This is a genomic window from Gordonia amarae NBRC 15530 (genome assembly GCF_000241345.1).
Taxonomy (GTDB): domain Bacteria; phylum Actinomycetota; class Actinomycetes; order Mycobacteriales; family Mycobacteriaceae; genus Gordonia; species Gordonia amarae.
Window position 1 is genome coordinate 115,377 of the sequence record NZ_BAED01000020.1, and the last position, 15,825, is coordinate 131,201.

At 66.5% G+C, this 15,825-nt stretch carries 15 protein-coding genes, 1 tRNA gene and 1 pseudogene; 5 read left to right on the forward strand and 12 right to left on the reverse strand.

Features of this window, described 5'->3' with window-relative positions; genetic code table 11:
• Positions 1-72 precede the first annotated feature (72 nt).
• Complete coding sequence (locus GOAMR_RS23510) at positions 73-885, reverse strand: NAD(P)-dependent oxidoreductase (RefSeq protein ID WP_138943606.1); 813 nt, start codon at positions 883-885, stop codon at positions 73-75.
• A gap of 166 nt (positions 886-1,051) precedes the next feature.
• On the opposite strand from GOAMR_RS23510, the pseudogene GOAMR_RS05520 reads away from it, so the two are divergent.
• Positions 1,052-1,240: pseudogene (locus tag GOAMR_RS05520) on the forward strand (IS1634 family transposase); the annotation flags it as partial.
• 24 nt (positions 1,241-1,264) lie between these two features.
• On the opposite strand, the gene glfT1 reads toward GOAMR_RS05520, so the two are convergent.
• From glfT1 to GOAMR_RS05540, 4 genes are read right to left on the reverse strand one after another with little or no spacing between them, the layout of a single operon-like run.
• The gene (glfT1, locus tag GOAMR_RS05525) at positions 1,265-2,173 is read right to left on the reverse strand and encodes a galactofuranosyltransferase GlfT1 (protein WP_005183845.1); all 909 of its coding nucleotides are present in this window, start codon (positions 2,171-2,173) and stop codon (positions 1,265-1,267) included.
• On the reverse strand, positions 2,170-3,015 hold the full coding sequence (gene wzt, locus GOAMR_RS05530) for a galactan export ABC transporter ATP-binding subunit Wzt/RfbE (protein WP_005183847.1): 846 nt from the start codon (positions 3,013-3,015) through the stop codon (positions 2,170-2,172). The genes glfT1 and wzt overlap by 4 nt, the downstream gene beginning before the upstream one ends.
• Positions 3,016-3,023: 8 nt before the next feature.
• Entirely contained in the window at positions 3,024-3,884 is an 861-nt protein-coding gene (wzm, locus tag GOAMR_RS05535; RefSeq protein WP_005183849.1) for a galactan export ABC transporter permease subunit Wzm/RfbD, read from the reverse strand.
• Positions 3,885-3,938: 54 nt separating this feature from the next.
• The gene (locus tag GOAMR_RS05540) at positions 3,939-4,469 is read right to left on the reverse strand and encodes a bacterial proteasome activator family protein (RefSeq protein WP_005183850.1); all 531 of its coding nucleotides are present in this window, start codon (positions 4,467-4,469) and stop codon (positions 3,939-3,941) included.
• Between the two features lie 73 nt (positions 4,470-4,542).
• Between GOAMR_RS05540 and GOAMR_RS05545 the strand changes: the two genes are divergently transcribed.
• Positions 4,543-5,739, forward strand: coding sequence for an aminotransferase class V-fold PLP-dependent enzyme (locus GOAMR_RS05545; RefSeq protein WP_005183852.1), 1,197 nt, complete (start codon positions 4,543-4,545; stop codon positions 5,737-5,739).
• A gap of 22 nt (positions 5,740-5,761) precedes the next feature.
• Here the strand turns inward: GOAMR_RS05545 and GOAMR_RS05550 are convergent, their stop codons facing one another.
• The gene (locus tag GOAMR_RS05550; RefSeq protein ID WP_040514517.1) at positions 5,762-6,730 is read right to left on the reverse strand and encodes an NAD(P)H-quinone oxidoreductase; all 969 of its coding nucleotides are present in this window, start codon (positions 6,728-6,730) and stop codon (positions 5,762-5,764) included.
• A 71-nt stretch (positions 6,731-6,801) separates the two neighbouring features.
• Between GOAMR_RS05550 and GOAMR_RS05555 the strand changes: the two genes are divergently transcribed.
• Positions 6,802-6,886: transfer RNA gene (locus GOAMR_RS05555), tRNA-Ser, on the forward strand.
• A gap of 131 nt (positions 6,887-7,017) precedes the next feature.
• On the opposite strand, the gene GOAMR_RS05560 is transcribed toward GOAMR_RS05555, so the two are convergent.
• Positions 7,018-7,929, reverse strand: coding sequence for an oxidoreductase (locus GOAMR_RS05560; protein ID WP_005183859.1), 912 nt, complete (start codon positions 7,927-7,929; stop codon positions 7,018-7,020).
• A 101-nt stretch (positions 7,930-8,030) separates the two neighbouring features.
• On the opposite strand from GOAMR_RS05560, the gene GOAMR_RS05565 reads away from it, so the two are divergent.
• Positions 8,031-8,690 (forward strand): TetR/AcrR family transcriptional regulator, encoded by a 660-nt coding sequence (locus GOAMR_RS05565; protein WP_040514467.1) that lies wholly within the window; start codon positions 8,031-8,033, stop codon positions 8,688-8,690.
• A 167-nt stretch (positions 8,691-8,857) separates the two neighbouring features.
• Here GOAMR_RS05565 and GOAMR_RS05570 read toward each other — a convergent pair whose 3' ends face one another.
• Genes GOAMR_RS05570 through GOAMR_RS23515 form a run of 5 tightly spaced genes read right to left on the reverse strand, consistent with a single transcriptional unit; the run spans position 8,858 to position 14,745 of the window.
• Positions 8,858-10,342, reverse strand: coding sequence for a bifunctional phosphatase PAP2/diacylglycerol kinase family protein (locus tag GOAMR_RS05570; RefSeq protein ID WP_040514518.1), 1,485 nt, complete (start codon positions 10,340-10,342; stop codon positions 8,858-8,860).
• 23 nt (positions 10,343-10,365) lie between these two features.
• Positions 10,366-11,727, reverse strand: a complete 1,362-nt coding sequence (locus GOAMR_RS05575; protein WP_005183871.1) for an FAD-dependent oxidoreductase — start codon at positions 11,725-11,727, stop codon at positions 10,366-10,368.
• Positions 11,724-11,984 (reverse strand): 4Fe-4S dicluster domain-containing protein, encoded by a 261-nt coding sequence (locus GOAMR_RS25795; protein ID WP_005183874.1) that lies wholly within the window; start codon positions 11,982-11,984, stop codon positions 11,724-11,726. The genes GOAMR_RS05575 and GOAMR_RS25795 overlap by 4 nt, the downstream gene beginning before the upstream one ends.
• Positions 11,985-14,183, reverse strand: coding sequence for a molybdopterin-containing oxidoreductase family protein (locus GOAMR_RS05585; protein WP_040514468.1), 2,199 nt, complete (start codon positions 14,181-14,183; stop codon positions 11,985-11,987). It abuts the gene before it with no gap.
• Positions 14,170-14,745 (reverse strand): TetR/AcrR family transcriptional regulator, encoded by a 576-nt coding sequence (locus tag GOAMR_RS23515; protein ID WP_170319114.1) that lies wholly within the window; start codon positions 14,743-14,745, stop codon positions 14,170-14,172. The genes GOAMR_RS05585 and GOAMR_RS23515 overlap by 14 nt, the downstream gene beginning before the upstream one ends.
• Positions 14,746-14,849: 104 nt before the next feature.
• Between GOAMR_RS23515 and GOAMR_RS05595 the strand changes: the two genes are divergently transcribed.
• On the forward strand, positions 14,850-15,803 hold the full coding sequence (locus GOAMR_RS05595; protein ID WP_083836863.1) for a DUF7064 domain-containing protein: 954 nt from the start codon (positions 14,850-14,852) through the stop codon (positions 15,801-15,803).
• Positions 15,804-15,825: the final 22 nt, after the last annotated feature.

A 15,825-nucleotide genomic window follows, 5' to 3' on the forward strand; every position in this document is an offset into this window, starting at 1 on the left:
GTCACAGGTGATCTGACAGAGACAGGTAGCGGCCCGGGCATAGTGCCCGGGCCGCTTACCGTTTCCGGACCGTCAGAAGTTCTCCTGCGCCCCCGATACCGTCCAGTGCCGGTGGATCAAGGCCCTGCGTTCGGTCTCGTCGCAGACGGCCAGCGCCAGGTCGGGGACGTCGATGCCGGCCGGGTGACCGTTCTCCATCGGCACGTAGTCGATGCCGAGGTGGTAACTCCCCGAACCCTTTCCGGGCCGGTACAGCCACGGCGGCGACAGGAAGCTCCAGTCGATGTCGGTGCGGTGCGCGAACAGGTCGAGCGCGATCCGGCATCCCTCCAGCAGGGGAATCGCCTCCCATGAGTCGACCACGCCGACGATGACCGGGTCCGACTCGCGCGGGCCGAGTTCACCCCGCTCGCGGCGTTCCGCGGACTCGTGAAAGAGCCCGACGCCTGTGATCTCGCCCAGCCAGTGCAGGAACGGCGCGGGCGCGGTACCGAAGTACGTTCCCGGAAAGCCGGGGGAGTCGTAGACCTGTACGCCCGGTTCGGTATAGAGACTCGCGACGCCGCCGATGTACAGTAGGTACCCGGCGCCTGACTCCTTGAACGCACCGATGATCCGGCGTGTGCCCTCCGCTTGCCGGTAGAAGGTGTCGGGGGAAAGGTCGTGGCCCGCGGCGAATGCCGATACGACCACGTCGTGGCCCCGTAGCGCATCACGCAGCGACGCGGGGTCGAAGATGTCGATGCCGACGTTGGTCAGGCCATCGATCTGTGGGGCCTTGTCGGCGTTTCGCGCGAGCCCGGTGACCTGGTGGCCGCGCCTGACGAGTTCTTCGGTGATGGCTTTGCCACCCATCCCGGTGTGGCCTATGACTGCTACCCGCACTGCGTCCTCCTTGAGGTTCACCCCCAGCCCGCCTCTTGCGGACTGAGACGTACACCACAATCCTTCGCCGTGACGAGGTCGGTGGAAACAGCCGAAATGTGGGTGCTCCCATGCGTTTGCGACATGAGGAGCGGTTGCTCGCCGGGCGCGGGTAACCTGGACCCCCGTGGCGTACGTGCGGACGGTGAAGACGGCTTCGGGGGCGACTGCTGTGCAGATCGTGTACGCCAACCGGCGCGGATCCCGGCAGATCGAGCATCTCGGGTCGGCGCACTCGGAGAAGGAACTCGACATCCTCAAGCGGGTCGCCGCGCAGCGGCTCAGCGAGGGGCAGGGGCAGCTCGACCTCGGACTGCCCGAGGAGGAACCGGCGATGACGCTATTCGGGCCGGATGAACCGTTCCCGCCGGCCGAGCCGTCGTAGCCGCACCCATTCGGCGAAACCCTTCGGGTCGTGCTGCTGGATCAGGAAGTACCAGCCGAACCGGGCGTACTCCTGCGGCAGCAGCTTGCGCATGCCGGGCTGGCTCATCAGGTAGCCGCGGTTGCGGTAGGTGAAGAACCGTTTCACCTCGTTGTCGGGGTACTGGGTGTGCATCCGCCCGCCCAGGATCGGCCGGAACTCGTCGGCGCCGTCCGGGTGCAGATACCCGGTGGTCAGGCAGGTGCCGAAGGCCAGGCCCGAACGCTGCAGCCGACGGTGGATCTCCACCTCGTCGCCCCGGAAGAACAGCCGCAGGTCGGGCACACCGACCACCTCCAGCGCGTGCGCTGAGAACAGCGCCCCGTTGAACAGCGACGCGATGCCGGGCAGCAGGTCGTCGTCGGTGGTCTCGTCATCGGTGAACAGTTCCGACCGTTTGCGCCGCCACACCAGCCCGCGGCGCAGCGGGAAGGCGAGGGTGTCGGGGTCGTCGATGCGCGCCACCACCGGCGACACCTCGTCGAGCCCGTGCTTGTGCGCGCACGCCAGCAGCGTCGAGAGCACCGACGGGCCGTCGGGGCGGCCGTCGTCGTCGGCGCACCACACCCAGTCCGCGCCCAGCGCGAGCGCCTGCAACATGCCCAGGGCGAAACCGCCCGCGCCACCGAGGTTGCGTTTGGAACCGATGTAGGTGGTCGGAATAGGCTGTCCGGCAACAAGATCCGCGGCCACGGACTCGTCGGCGTTGTCGACCACCACCAGGTGATCGACCGGACGATCCTGGGCGGCAACAGCTTTCAGTGACTCGGCCAGCAGCTCAGCCCGCTTGTGGGTGACGACGACCGCGACGATACGTTCGCTCACTCGCTGTCCTCACCCTCGGCATTAACAGCATCGTCGGCGTTGCTGTCCTTCTCCATGTCGGCCAGCACCCGGCGCACACTCGCCGCGGCCTCCGGGCCCTCGTACGCCTCCACGACCTCCTCGATCCCGCCCTCCTGCCGGATCCGGCCGTGATCGATCCACAGCGCCCGGTCACACAGCTGCGCCAGGAACTCGTTGGAGTGGCTCGCGAACACCAGGATGCCCGAGCGTTCCACCAGCTCCTGCAGCCGCTTGCGGGACTTTTTCATGAACGCGGCGTCGACATTGCCGATGCCCTCGTCGAGGATCAGGATCTCCGGGTCGGTGCTGGTGACCACGCCGAGCGCCACCCGCACCCGCATACCCGCGGAGTAGGTGCGCAGCGGCATCTCCAGGTAGTCGCCGAGCTCGGTGAACTCCGCGATGTCGTCGACCTTGCGCAGCATCTCCTTGCGGCTCATGCCCAGGAACATGCCGCGCACCAGGATGTTCTCGTAGCCGGAGATCTCCGGATCCATGCCGACGCCCAGGTCGAATACCGGCGCCACCCGGCCCTGTACCCGGCACGACCCGCTCGTCGGCTCGTAGATGCCGGCCAGCAACCGCAGCAGTGTCGACTTGCCGGCGCCGTTGTGGCCCACCAGGCCGACCCGGTCGCCGTGCTTGAGATGAAGGTTGATGTCCTTGAGGGCCTCGACGACCATCACCTTCGACCCCGTCGACCCGATCACGCCGCCCGCGGCACCGATCACCGACTTCTTGATCGACCGCGTCTTCGCGTCGAAGATCGGGAAATCGACACCCGCGTTCCAGGTGTCCACCCGCACATCCGAGGTTCCCATCAGTTCTCCTACACCCAGTAGGGCACGCGGGCCCGGTAGTTACGCATCACGAACAGGGCCAGCAGCCAGCCGAAAGCGGTGCAGCCCAGGACCACCAGCCAGTGATAGAGCTCGACGTGATGGCCCAGCAGCGGCCCACGAGCCACCTCAAGGTAGTGGAACATCGGGTTGATCTCGACGATCTTGAGCCTGCTCGACGACTCGTGCGTCGTGCTGCTCAGGCTGTCGGCGGACCAGATGATCGGCGTCATGAAGAACACCAGCTGCACCGACGTCGTCAGCAACTGGCCGATGTCGCGGAAACGGGTCGACAGGATGCCGAACACGATCGCCACCCACACCGAATTGAGGATGTACAGCGCGAACGCCGGAAAAACGAGCAGTACACCCCACCCCGGATCCTGCGGGAACACGATCAGCACGATCACGAAGATCACCAGGTTGTGGGCGAAGATGATCAGCTGCCGCCACACCACCCGGTACACGTGCACGCTCACCGGCGCCGGGATCTGCTTGATCAGGCCCTCGTTCTTGCTGAACACCTCGGCGCCGTCGAGGATCGACATCTGGATGAAGTTCCAGAAGATGAAGCCGAGCGTCACATACGGCAGGAACGTCTTGATGTCCTGGTCGAACAGTTCGCCGTACAGCAGACCCATCGCCAGCGCGGTCACACCGGTGGCGATGGTGATCCACAGCGGGCCCAGCACCGACCGCCGGTACCGCTGCCGGATGTCCTGCCAGCCCAGATGCAGCCACAGCTCCTGATTGCGCAACCCCGCCACCAGGTCGGCGAGACCACGCCGCAGCGTACGCGAATCCGACACCTCGGGGGCGGGGGGAACGTCGTCACCGACAACTATCGACACGGAGACTCAGCATACAAGCGGAACACCCTTGACCGGTGTGGCCCGCTCAGGCGGCTATAGATACTGTCCGGTGCTGTCGTGACCGTGACCCGGCCCGCCCGGACCACCCAGTCCCGGCGGCAACGCACCCTGCCGCATCTGCTCCAACTGCGCCCGCGCCGCCATCTGCTGCGCGAACAACGCCGTCTGGATCCCGTGGAACAGCCCTTCGAGCCAGCCGACGAGCTGCGCCTGCGCGATCCGCAGCTCCGCATCCGACGGCGTCGCGTCGTCGGAGAACGGCAACGCCAGCCGCTCCAGCTCCTCCCGCAACTCCGGTGCCAGCCCGCTCTCCAGCTCCCGGATCGACGTCTGATGGATGTCACGCAGCCGGTTGCGGCTCGCATCGTCGAGAGGTGCCGCCCGCACCTCCTCCAGCAACTGCTTGATCATCGTGCCGATCCGCATCACCTTCGCCGGCTGTTCCACCATCGCGGCCACACTCTGCGACTCGCCGTCTGCATCGGAGTCGACGACCACGATCTGTTCGTCGTCACCGGCCCCGGCCGCCGACGACGCGTCACTGCTGAACGGATTAGGAATCATGGGTTCGAGCTTAGGGGGTGCTTGGGGTGGCTTTGCGTGGGTTTGGTGTGGGGTGCGCGTTAGGGTGGTGGCCATGTCGTTCGATGTCGCGTATGTGCGTGGGCTGTTCCCCTCACTGGGCGACGGCTGGATCCACTTCGATCCACAGGCCGGGATGCTGATTCCCAACTCGGTGTCCACGGCTGTGTCGACGGGATTCCGCCAGTTCGCGGCCCCTCCGAACCCGCTCTACCCGTCGGGCCGGGCTTCGGCCGACGTGACCGACCGGGCCCGCCGGGCCATCGCCGACCTCGTGGGCGGCGACCCGGCCGGTGTCGTCCTCGGCAACTCGCGGTTCTCACTGATGTCGGCGCTCACCGAGTCGCTGCTCGCCTCCCACAAGTCCGTCGGTGATGTGGTGGTCTCCCGCACCGACGACGAGGAGAACATCGTCCCGTGGCTGCGGCTGGCCAAACGCAGCGGCTGGAGCCCCCGGTGGGCGGAGATCGACGTCGAGACCGGTGAGCTGCCGGCGTGGCAGTTCGAGAAGCTCCTGACCGGCCCGGTGTCGGTGGTGACGGTGTCGATGGCGTCGTCGGTGACCGGTGTGATCACCGACCTCGAACCCATCGTCGACGGCGCCGTGCACGCGCGTGCGCTGCTCGTCGTCGACGCCACGAGTGCGGCACCTTTCGACACCCTCGACATCAACGAGATCGGTGCCGACGTGATGGTCGTGTCGGCGCAGCGCTGGGGCGGGCCGCCGGTGGCGGCGATGGTGTTCGCCGACCCCGACCGTCTGAACGCCCTCGAATCCGTCAGCCTCGACCCGTCGGCCACCGGCCCCGCCCGCCTCGAACCCGAACGGGTCTCCGGCGCGCTGCTCGCCGGCACCGTCGCGTCGGTGGAATACCTGGCGAACCTCGACGAGGAGGCCAAAGGCAAACGCCGACAGCGCCTCACCACCGCCATCAAAGGGCAGTCCGAATACCTCGACCGGCTGCTCACTTACCTGCGTTCGACGCTGGAGAATCTCAACCAGGTGCACGTGATCGGCGAATCCGCCAACCGCGTCCCGCTGCTCAGCTTCACCGTCGCCAATGTCGGCGCCGACAAGGTGGTCCGCCGCCTCGCCGACAACGGCGTCCGCGCCCTCACCGGGATCCCCAGCCGCGCCTTCGACGTGATGGGTGTCAACGACTTCGGCGGTGCCGTCACCATCGGCCTCGGCCCCTACTCCACTCCCGTCGAGGTCGACCACCTCGTCCGCACCCTCGCCTCCCTCGGCTGACCACCACACCACCCCGAAACACTCACGCACCGACGCGCAGCAGCACCTTCCCCACGGCATCCCCGCTGTCGAGGCGCGCATGCGCGGCGGCCGCGTCATCGAACCCGAACACCGAGTCGACGATCGGCACGATCCGGCCGGCCTCGATCAGCGGCCAGGTGACTTCGAGCGTTTTGGTAACGGCCTCGCCCTTGCCGCCGGGCCCGTCGACGGGCCGCGACCGCAGCGTCGTCCCGAACACCGACAGCCGTTTGGCCAGCAGCACACCCATGTTCAGCTCACCCTTCACCCCGCCTTGCAGCCCGATGGTGACCATCCGGCCCCCGGTGCGCAGCGCGGCGATGTTGCCGGGCAGGTACTTGGCGCCCATGATGTCGAGGATGACGTCGGCGCCGCCGTTGTCCTTCATCACCTGCGCGAAGTCGTCGGTGGTGTAGTCGATGAGAATGCCGGCGCCGAGTTCGGCGCAGCGGTCCAATTTGGCCTGGTTGCGGGCGGTGACCGCGATCCGGGCGCCGAGCGCGGAGGCGAGCTGGATGGCGTGGGTGCCGATCCCGCTGGACCCACCGTGGATCAGCAGCAGTTCCCCGGCGCGCAGATTCGCGGTGAGAATCAGGTTGGATACGACTGTGCACGCCACCTCCGGCAGCGCGGCGGCGGTCTGCAGGTCGACGCCCGCCGGGACCGGCAGCACCTGCGCCGCGGGCACCGCCACCTTCTCCGCGTAACCCCCGCCGGCGAGCAGCGCACACACCTCGTCGCCGACCCGCCAACCCCCGGCATCCGGGCCGACCGCACTGATCCGCCCCGACACCTCCAGCCCCAGGATCTCCGACGCCCCTTTCGGCGGCGGATACGCCCCGCGCCGTTGCAGCAGGTCAGCCCGGTTGACCCCGGCGGCGACGACGTCGATCACCACCTCACCCGGCCCGGCAATCGGATCGGGAACCTCGGACACGGACAGGGACTCGGTATCGGCTACGGCGCGCACATCCTCCACTCTGGCAGAACCCGTATTCGCTTTGTGGCCGGATGCCGGCGTCTTGTAGCCTCTTGACCGAAGGAAGCGTGGCAGAGCGGCCGAATGCACTCGCCTTGAAAGCGAGCGTCGTGAGAGCGACCGGGGGTTCAAATCCCTCCGCTTCCGCACTTAAAATTGCAGGTCAGGGCCGGTCTCTGGGGAGTTCGGGAGTCGTCCCTTGGCTGTCCCTGACCTGCGTCAGCGGGTGGCGTCGTACTGGTAGGACCCGACGACCTTGTTCGAGTCGGATGCTCGGGTCAGGCCAGCTGCGATTCGAGGGTGACGCCGGTCAGTCGCTCCGCCTCGGCCCATAGCTGCGCGGCGACCTCGGGATCCTGGCCGGCCTTGGATACTTTGGCGACTGCAGGCGCACCGATGAGCCCGAAGCGGGGACCGTAGTAGCCGGCTTGTTCGACGCCGGTAGAGGTTGCGGCCATCAGCATGGGAGCGGCACCGGCGGCCGCCGAGTGGCGCGGGGTGATCTTCCAGGCGATCCGCAGAACCAGGATCGGCTTGCCGCCGTACTGGGTGCCGTTGTCGTAGATGCTGGTCGCCGCGTTGCCCGGGTGCGCGCCGAGCGAGATCAGGTTGAGCCCCTTGGCCTCGGCGACCCGCGCCAGCTGGCGGCTGAAGAGCAGGTCGGCGAGCTTGGAGCGGCCGTAGGCGCCGTTCGCCGAGTATCTCTTTTCCCAGTTGAGGTCGTCGAAGTCGATCGGCGCCTGATTGCCGCTGGACATGGTGACCACGCGCGGCGCCTTAGCCTTCAGCAGCAAGGGCAGCAGGCGCAATGTCAGCGCGAAGTGCCCGAGGAAGTTGGTGCCGAACTGGGTCTCGAAACCATCGATGGTCTCGTGCCGCTCGGGCAGCATCATGACGCCGGCGTTATTCAGGAGCAGGTCCAGCGGCCGCCCTTCCTTGATCAACTGCTCGGCGAACTCTTTGATGCTGTTCAGGTTCGCGAGGTCGACGCGGCGGACCTCAATGTCGGCATTCGGGGCCGTCTTGAGGATGTCGGCGCGGGCGGCCTCGCCCTTCTCCACGGTGCGCACTGCCATGATCACGCTGGCTCCGGCGGCGGCGAGAGCGCGGGCGGCTTCCTTTCCGGTACCACTGTTGGATCCGGTTACGACGGCGAGCTTGTCGGCTTGGCTTGGAATGGTGGTTGCCACGAGATTCTCCTTAATAGATCTGGCGGTCTGTTGTATGCGATCGACACTAATGAACCGCCGGTCTCTTGTCAATAGGTCTGCCGGTCTGTAATATTCGCCCTATGGATTTCCAACGTGCACGCAGCAATGAACAGCGGGAGATGCGGCGCGCCCGCATCCTTGCTGTCACCAGCGAGATGCTCGAGGAAATGCCGGTGGCCAAGGTCAGTCTCAACGAGCTGAGTCGCCGCGTCGGTCTCGCAAAGTCGAATGTGTTGCGGTACTTCGAATCGCGCGAAGCAGTGCTGCTTCAATTGCTCGATGCCGAGCTCCACGAGTGGGCAGCACAGGTTGACGCTTGGCTTGTCGAATCCCCCGCGGATTGCCTCGAGCGGATTGCGCAGGTCGCCGACGTGGTGGCGAGCTCGATTGCCGAGCGCCCGGTGATGTGTGACCTGATCAGTGCGCAGTCGGCCGTCCTCGAACGCAACATTTCTACCGAGGTGGCAGTGCAGCACAAGTACGCGATCGCCGGCGAGGTGGAGACGATCACGCGGGCGATGGTGCGCGCGCTTCCCGAGCTCTCCAACGAGCAGGCGTGGCAAGTGGTCGCCTACACCATCCTGCTCACTGCCGGAGCCTGGCCGCAGTCTCGGCCGGCGCCCGCCATCCAGGCCGCATACGACCTCGAACCGGATCTTGCCGCCGGCCAGATGGACTTCACCGAAACTCTTCGCGATCTGATTCGCGTCACGATCACCGGGCTACTGGCCTCAGCGTAACCACCAGAAGACCGCGCGGACCGGTGCCCTCACTCCCCGATGCCGCGAACGCAGCAGTTCGAGGCCGGCCTCATACTCGGACTGAAAGTTGAAGACGGACAGCTCTTCTGCCGACTCCGTGATGATCGGCACTTTATGCAGGTGAGGTGGCTTTTCATTCGTCACAGCTATTCATAGACCGAGCTGCCGAATACTCGTAGTTCGCGGTAGGCGACGCGGAAGTGGGCACGGGTGTGTAGGTCGCCCTCCTCACCGTCGTGGGCGACGCGGAAGGGGGCGTCGGATTCGATGGTCACGACCGGCGCCTGTAGCTCGCGGTAGATCTTGGAGTTCCGGAGCCGGCCGCTGATCCACGAAGTGAGCAGCCGAACCGTCGCGTTGCGGTGCCCGTCTTCGAGGTAGCGGACGTCGAGTACGCCGTCGTCGAGACGGGAGCGCCGACCCGGAAGAAAGCTCGGCGACCCGTAGACCGAGTTACCCAGAAAGAAGAAGGAGACTGTGGCCGCGCGGCCTTCGATGCGCACCTTTTTCGGCGACGAGTCGCGCAGCACCTTCAGTACCGCGCGCATGGTCGCCGTGGGCCGCCCGATACGCAGGCGCTGGTAGCGAGTTCGCGCACGCACGAACTCCGGGTAAGCGCCGATGCCGGCCGTGTTCAGCAGGAGCGTTTCGTCGTTTAGCCACACCACGTCGACCCGCGTCACCCGGCCGGCCTGAAACGAACTGATGGCTGCGGCGACGTCCGGTGCCTCGATGTCCTTCGCGAAATGATTGAACGTTCCGGCGGGAAACACCGCCAGCGGTTTGCCCGCTTCGATAGCGTGCCGGGCGATGGTCGCGACTGTGCCGTCACCGCCCGCGACGCCGAGGAATTCGGCGCGGCCGGCGGCATCGGCGGCGATCGCGTCGATATCGGAATCCTCGTCCAGGTCTACGATTTCGGCCGCGGGGAGACTCCCCCGTAGCTCGTCGACGATGCGCGCACCCGACCCGTCGCCGGAGGCCGGATTGAGCACGACGACCAGCCCGGCACCATCGGGATTCGGACCCAGGTCTTCGACGTTCGGGGCGGGGATGAGGGTCCGGCTGTCGTCGACAGGTGGGACCACCCGGGCACCGGCGACCGCGACGCCAGCGCCCACCGCGAGCCCGGCGAGCACATCACCGGGAAAGTGCGCACCCGTCGCGATACGGGAGAGCCCGACGGCTCCGGCCAGACCTGCCAGCAGATAACCGGCGGTGCGGTTCTCCAGGCCGACGCCGATCGCGAACGCGGCCGCGCTGGCGGAATGACCGGACGGGAAGGAGTTGGATGTGGGCTGACGCCGCAGCCGGGAGAGCGGCACACCTTCGTATAGCGGACGGTTGCGTGGGTAGAGCCGCTTGAATCCCTGATTGACCACCAGGCTGGCGACTGCAAGTGTCGCCAGGCCGCGCACCGCACCGCGCCGCATCGACAGATTTCCCGACGATCCCAGCCCTGCGGCGATCAGCACCCACAGCTTGGAGTGGTCCGCGGCCGAGGACAACGGGCGCATGGTGAGGTCGAGCAGTGGGCTCGGTGACTCGGCGACGGCGTCGAACAACCGACGGTCGAGGTCGTTGAGTCCCTTGTCGAGGGTCCGCAGCGGGTAAGAGCGTGAACGCGACATGGTCTCGAACGTACCCGCGGACCTCACGTGAGGATCTTGACTCGGGGTCGTCCCGCTGCGCGTCCGGCACGCCGCTCCTGCGCATCGCGGATCAGCCAGCTCTGTTGGTCCACCACGGACGGGCAGCGTGAGCGGATCACCGACTCGACGTCGGCGGCGGTCAGTGTTCTGGCGGTCGGAAGCCGCTCCAGGTCGTCGAGGAGGGATCGCACGGTGTCGCGGGCGCAGACCTTGTTGGTGCCGATGATGCCGCGCGGTCCTCGCTTGGCCCAGCCGGTGACGTAGCGGCCCGGCATCGGGGTGCCGTTCTCGATGATCCGGCCGGCGGCGTTGGGAATCACGCCGCGGTGGTCGTCGAAGGGCAGCCCGGGCATCGGGGTGCCGAAATAGCCGATCGACCGCAGCAGCAGACCTGTTGCGAGATCCTCCTCGACGCCGGTGGGTTCGGTGCGCACGGTGTCACCGTCGAGGACCGCCCTGTTGGTGCCGAGTCGGATACCGGTGACCCGGTCATCCCCGAGGACCCGAACCGGGGAGCTGAGGAACCGAAGCACTATTCGACGTTCGTGACCGTGCTGCGGCTTGGTGGCGTACCTCTGCAAGGTCGTCACCTTGCGTCGTACCGTGGCGTCGAGCGCGTCGCGGAGACCATAGGAGAGATCATCGTGTTCGACCACGACGTCGACGCCGGGCAGTCGCCCGAGTTCCTCCAATTCCGGATTGTTGAACGATGCGTGAAGGTGGGCTCGACGAGCCACGATGACAACCTCGCGTATCCGGCTGCGGGACAACGCGGACAGGGCGTGATCGGCGATGTCCGTCCGGGCGAGCTCCGCGACCGGGAGGGTGAGGATACGGGCGATGTCGAGTGCGACGTTGCCGTTGCCGATGAGTACGACCCGCTCGCCGGACAGGTCGGGATCGAGGTCGGTGGCATCCGGGTGGCCGTTGTACCAGGCGACAAAGGCCCTCGCGGAGATACTGCCGGGGAGATCCTCGCCGGGGATTCGCAGTCGGGTATCCCCGGCGGCTCCGGTGGCGAAGACAACGGCGTCATACCACTCGGACAGCTCCGCGGCTGATACATCCCGACCGAGCTCCACGTTCCCGAAGAATCGATATCCGCGTCGGCCCGCGGTCTCCTCGAACACGCGCTGGACCAGTTTCTTGTCCGGATGATCGGGTGCCACGCCGTGACGCACCAGTCCCCAGGGGGTGGGTAGCCGGTCGAGTACATCGACCTCGACGTCGTGGGAGACCAGTTGTTGGAGGCGGCCGTCGAGGTAGGTTCCGCCGGGGGCCTCCAGCAGATGTCCCGCCGCATACATGCCTGCCGGACCGGCGCCGACGACGGCGACGCGGGTAGGCCGTTCCGATTCTGTCACCGCGACTCCTCGAACCAGGCGACGTTGATCGAGGCGTACTCGGCATGTTCGGGAGGTAGGCGGAGTTCATGATGAATCGCATCGACCGGGCAGGCCGGTACGCATGCCTCGCAGTTGACGCATGAGCGCGGGTCGATGTAGAGCTGTTCGGTGGTTGTGAACTCCGGGTCGTCCGGGCGTGGACGGATACAGTCCGCAGGACAGACCTCGAGGCATGAATAGTCGGCCACACAGGCCGGGCCGACGACGTATGCCATTCAGACCACCGCCGTCGGGCCGGGCGCCGCGTTCGGCACGACGGCCTCGGCACGCACGCGGACACCGTTGAGGTGCGACATCCCCGACAACGGATCGAGGTTCTCGGGTTCGGTGCTCATCAGGTCGTTGATACTCACTCCTCCTTCATGATTGGCGATCGACCACTGTCCGCGACCGCGGTGGCCCCAGCCATGCGGAACGGCCACGACACCCGGCTTGATGTCATCGGTGATGAGCGCGGGTATCTCGATCGACCCCCATAGGGAGACCAGCCGCACCGGGCCGCCGTTGACGATGCCGAGCGTCTCCGCGTCGCCCGGATGCATCCGCACGGCGTGCCTTGGTCGAGCCGCACGAAGTCTCGGCACGTTGTGAAGCCACGAATTCTCTGACCGTGGTTCACGCATTCCGATGAGGCGCAGTGGAAATGCCGGATCCTCGGTGCGAGCCGTGAGCCGCTGCACCTCACGGCGCATCGCGGGCTGGTCGAAATGAATCTTCTTGTCACGGTGTGTGATCACCTTGCGCAGCTGGCCGGTCGCCGCGTGGTCCCGTACTGCCAGGCCGTGCGGGGCCTTCTCGGCGAGCGAGCGGAAGTTGTAACCCCGACGACGCAAACCGAAGAGGTCGCCATACGAGCTGATCCTGATCAGGAGGTCGAAAAGGGTGTGTGGGGTCAGCGGGCGACGGGCGAAATCGGCTGCCCGGGCGGCGATTCGGGCGGGGAGTGTGGGCAGGGCGCGGGTGCCGAGGGCGCGGGCGATCGAGTCGATTACCTCCCATTCGGGGCGAACCTCTCCCGGCGTCGGAACCACGGGCAGTGTTGCCTGTGCCCACGGCACGGCCATGTGCATGGTGCCGAAGTAGGGAAAGTCGTCGCGCTCATACATCGCCGCGCCCGGCAGGATGTAGTCCGCGTGCGCCCCGGTTTCGTTGACGTACAGATCGAACGACACCATCAGATCGAGTTCGTCGAGCGCGTCTTCGAGCCTGTCCCCACCCGGGGTGGATACGACGGGGTTGCCGGCGGATACGAACATCGCGCGGATCTGTCCCGGGCCGGGAGTCCTGATCTCGGCCGCCATGATCGCGGCGGGTGCCATGCCCATCACCTCGGGAAATCCGCCGACGCGGCTGCGCCACGTGTCATAGGTCGCCGTGCCGGACTGGGCCAGCATCTCCCGGATGGGTATCCCGGGGCTGCTGAACACGGCACCGCCGGCGGCGTCGAGGTTGCCGGCGAGGAAGTTCACCGAGTCGAGGAGGTAGTTCACCAGTGTCGGGGTCGCTCCCAGGCACGTTCCGAGTCGCCCGTAGGCCACCGATCGCTTCGTGGCCAGGTCGCGGGCGAGTCGGTGGACCCGCTCGGCGGGGATGCCGGTCTGCGCCTCGGTGGAGGCGGGCGGGAAGGCGGCGGCGAGTTGCTCAAGACCGTCGACCCCGCTGGCCTGTGCGTCTGCCCGTTCGCGGTCTACGAGGTTTTCGGCGAACAGCACGTGGATCAGGGAGAGCAGCAGATAGGCGTCGGCGTCCGAGGCGATCGGAAGCCACTCGAACTCCTGTGCGGTTTCGGTTCGACGGGGATCAACGACCACCACCCGCCCGCCTTTGCCTACTACTGCGTGGAGTTTCTCTGCGAAGGTCGGGATTGTGGCCAGGCTGCCATGTGACACAACGGGATTCGCGCCGATGATCAACGCCATCTCCGTTCGGTCGAGATCGGGGACGGGCACCGCCGGGCACGTGCCGTACAGCAGGGCGCTGGCCGCCCACCTGCTGTTGGTGTCCTGTGAACCGGCGCCGTACGAGTGTTTGGAACCGAGGGCGCCGATGAGACCCAGCGCCCACATCGAGTGGCTGTAGCTGCCGGCGGAGGGGTTGCCGTTGTACCAGGCAACCGACTCGCCGCCGTGGACGGCGATGATTCGCTTCAGGCGCGAGACGATGTCCCCGATTGCTTCATCCCAGCTCACACGGGCGAACGAGCCGTCGGGTTGGCGCTTGAGCGGGTGGAGCACCCGATCGGGATCGTTTTGAACCCCCGGATACGCGAGCCCTTTGGCGCATGCAAATCCTCGTGATGCCACGTGGTCGGGGTCCGGCCTCAATCCGATCAGTCGATCGTCCTCCACCGTCGCGATCAAGCCGCAGTACGGCTCGCAGATTCTGCAAAAGGTCGTCTGCTCACGTGTCGTCATCGGTTACCTCCATTGCCTTGGTGAAAGCTCGCTGGGCCTGGGCGATCCCGGTCTCGGGATCGAGGATTCCTCGGGCGACGAGGATGACCGCGTTCTTGATGACGCTGGTGTACATTCCGGCGACGTAGGCGGGGTGGTAGCCCGGGTCGATCTCGCGCTGTTGTTGGGCCCGGATGATCAGGGCCTCGAGCGACTCCGAGAGTGCGACATCCACCGCGCGATCCTGGGTGGCCGCGGTTGCGTGGGTCACCACGAATGCGTAGCGGTTCCCGAGCCCGATGAACGGCTCGATCAGCGAGGTGAGCACCGGCAAGGCGGGTCCCTCGGTGGGCAGGTCGACGAGAAGGCCGCCGATCTCGTCGAATGCGGGCGGCGCGACCGTCTGAAACAGGGCCGCGCGCGTAGGAAAGTGGCGATAGAGGGTCGCGCGGTCGACACCGGCTGCCTTCGCCACCTCCTGCAGAGGGGCGTCGGGATTCACCGCCCAGACGGAGGTTGCGGCCTCCATGATGCGCTGGACGTTCCGACGTCCGTCCGAACGTGAGGGGTTGGGTAGCGTCACGTGGCAAGTGCAACACATTGTGTTGCAGATAACAACACTATCTGCGATAGTCGATGTCGCATATAGCCCGCCGCAGGCCGTACCCGATGGGGGTGACCGTGTCCATGTCAACTGCGATCGAGCCATCCGACGAGTACGTGCACGAGTCCGGCCCGGACCCGCGGTGGCAGGAGAGCTGGTACTTCTCCTGGTTCGACACGGCCTCGAGTGCGGCCGGTCTGGCGCGGATCGGATACCTGCCGGGATCGCACGAATGGAATGCGGGTGCGCTGATCGTGGGATCCTCGGGGGTGCGGCGGCTGTTGGTCAGGTCGAAGCAGCGGGGCGGCCCACAGGACCCGCGGGCGCTCACGGTTGGCCGACTGAGTTTTCGGATGGTCGAGCCGCTCTCCAGCTGGCGCCTCGTGATCGATGGGCGTGACGGGCTCGATCTCACATTCACCGCCCTCAACGGCGCCTTCGATTTCGCCGACGGTCCGGCCGGGTCGGCACTGCTGACCGGTACCGCGGACCGCCATTTCGAGCAGTCCGGCCGCGTCGAGGGCACGGTGCGGGTGGGCGGCACGACGACGCTCATCCGCGGCTACGGCCAGCGGGACAAATCGTGGGGCCTTCGAGACTGGGCCGGCCTGCAGAGGTGGAACTGGATACCGGTGCTGTTCGACGACGACCTGGCGTTGTGTGCAACGCGCGTCACGATGGACGGGATCACCAACGTGGGCGGCTACATCTGGCGGGACGGCGCAAATCACCCGATTCGGGATCTGCGGGTGGAGCCGGTGTGGGCCAATCGCCGTGTTGCCTCGGCAGTTCGCGTCACCGCCACCGACATGTCGGGATTCACCATTGAGACATTCGGGACCGCCCACGCGCAGGCGCCGTTGCTTGTCAAAGGTGCGATGCTCCAGCAATCACCATCCACCTGGGTCGCCACCATCGGCGACCGTGACTACACCGGCGTGGGAATCTCCGACTACCTCTATCACCCCGGCTTCTGCGACCGATGTGCCCACATTCCACGTCATCTGAAACTGCTCACGTCGCTACGAAGGCTGTGAATCCTCGTCGGACTGCGGCAGT

Excerpts from the sequence above, each read along its gene's own strand:
- wzt (WP_005183847.1), bottom strand. The coding sequence starts at position 3,015 with ATGGGAACCTCGGATGTGCGGGTGGACACCTGGAACGCGGGTGTCGAT.
- GOAMR_RS05540 (WP_005183850.1), bottom strand. The coding sequence starts at position 4,469 with ATGATTCCTAATCCGTTCAGCAGTGACGCGTCGTCGGCGGCCGGGGCC.
- GOAMR_RS05545 (WP_005183852.1), top strand. The coding sequence starts at position 4,543 with ATGTCGTTCGATGTCGCGTATGTGCGTGGGCTGTTCCCCTCACTGGGC.
- GOAMR_RS05565 (WP_040514467.1), top strand. The coding sequence starts at position 8,031 with ATGGATTTCCAACGTGCACGCAGCAATGAACAGCGGGAGATGCGGCGC.
- GOAMR_RS05570 (WP_040514518.1), bottom strand. The coding sequence starts at position 10,342 with ATGTCGCGTTCACGCTCTTACCCGCTGCGGACCCTCGACAAGGGACTC.
- GOAMR_RS25795 (WP_005183874.1), bottom strand. The coding sequence starts at position 11,984 with ATGGCATACGTCGTCGGCCCGGCCTGTGTGGCCGACTATTCATGCCTC.
- GOAMR_RS05585 (WP_040514468.1), bottom strand. The coding sequence starts at position 14,183 with ATGACGACACGTGAGCAGACGACCTTTTGCAGAATCTGCGAGCCGTAC.
- GOAMR_RS05595 (WP_083836863.1), top strand. The coding sequence starts at position 14,850 with ATGTCAACTGCGATCGAGCCATCCGACGAGTACGTGCACGAGTCCGGC.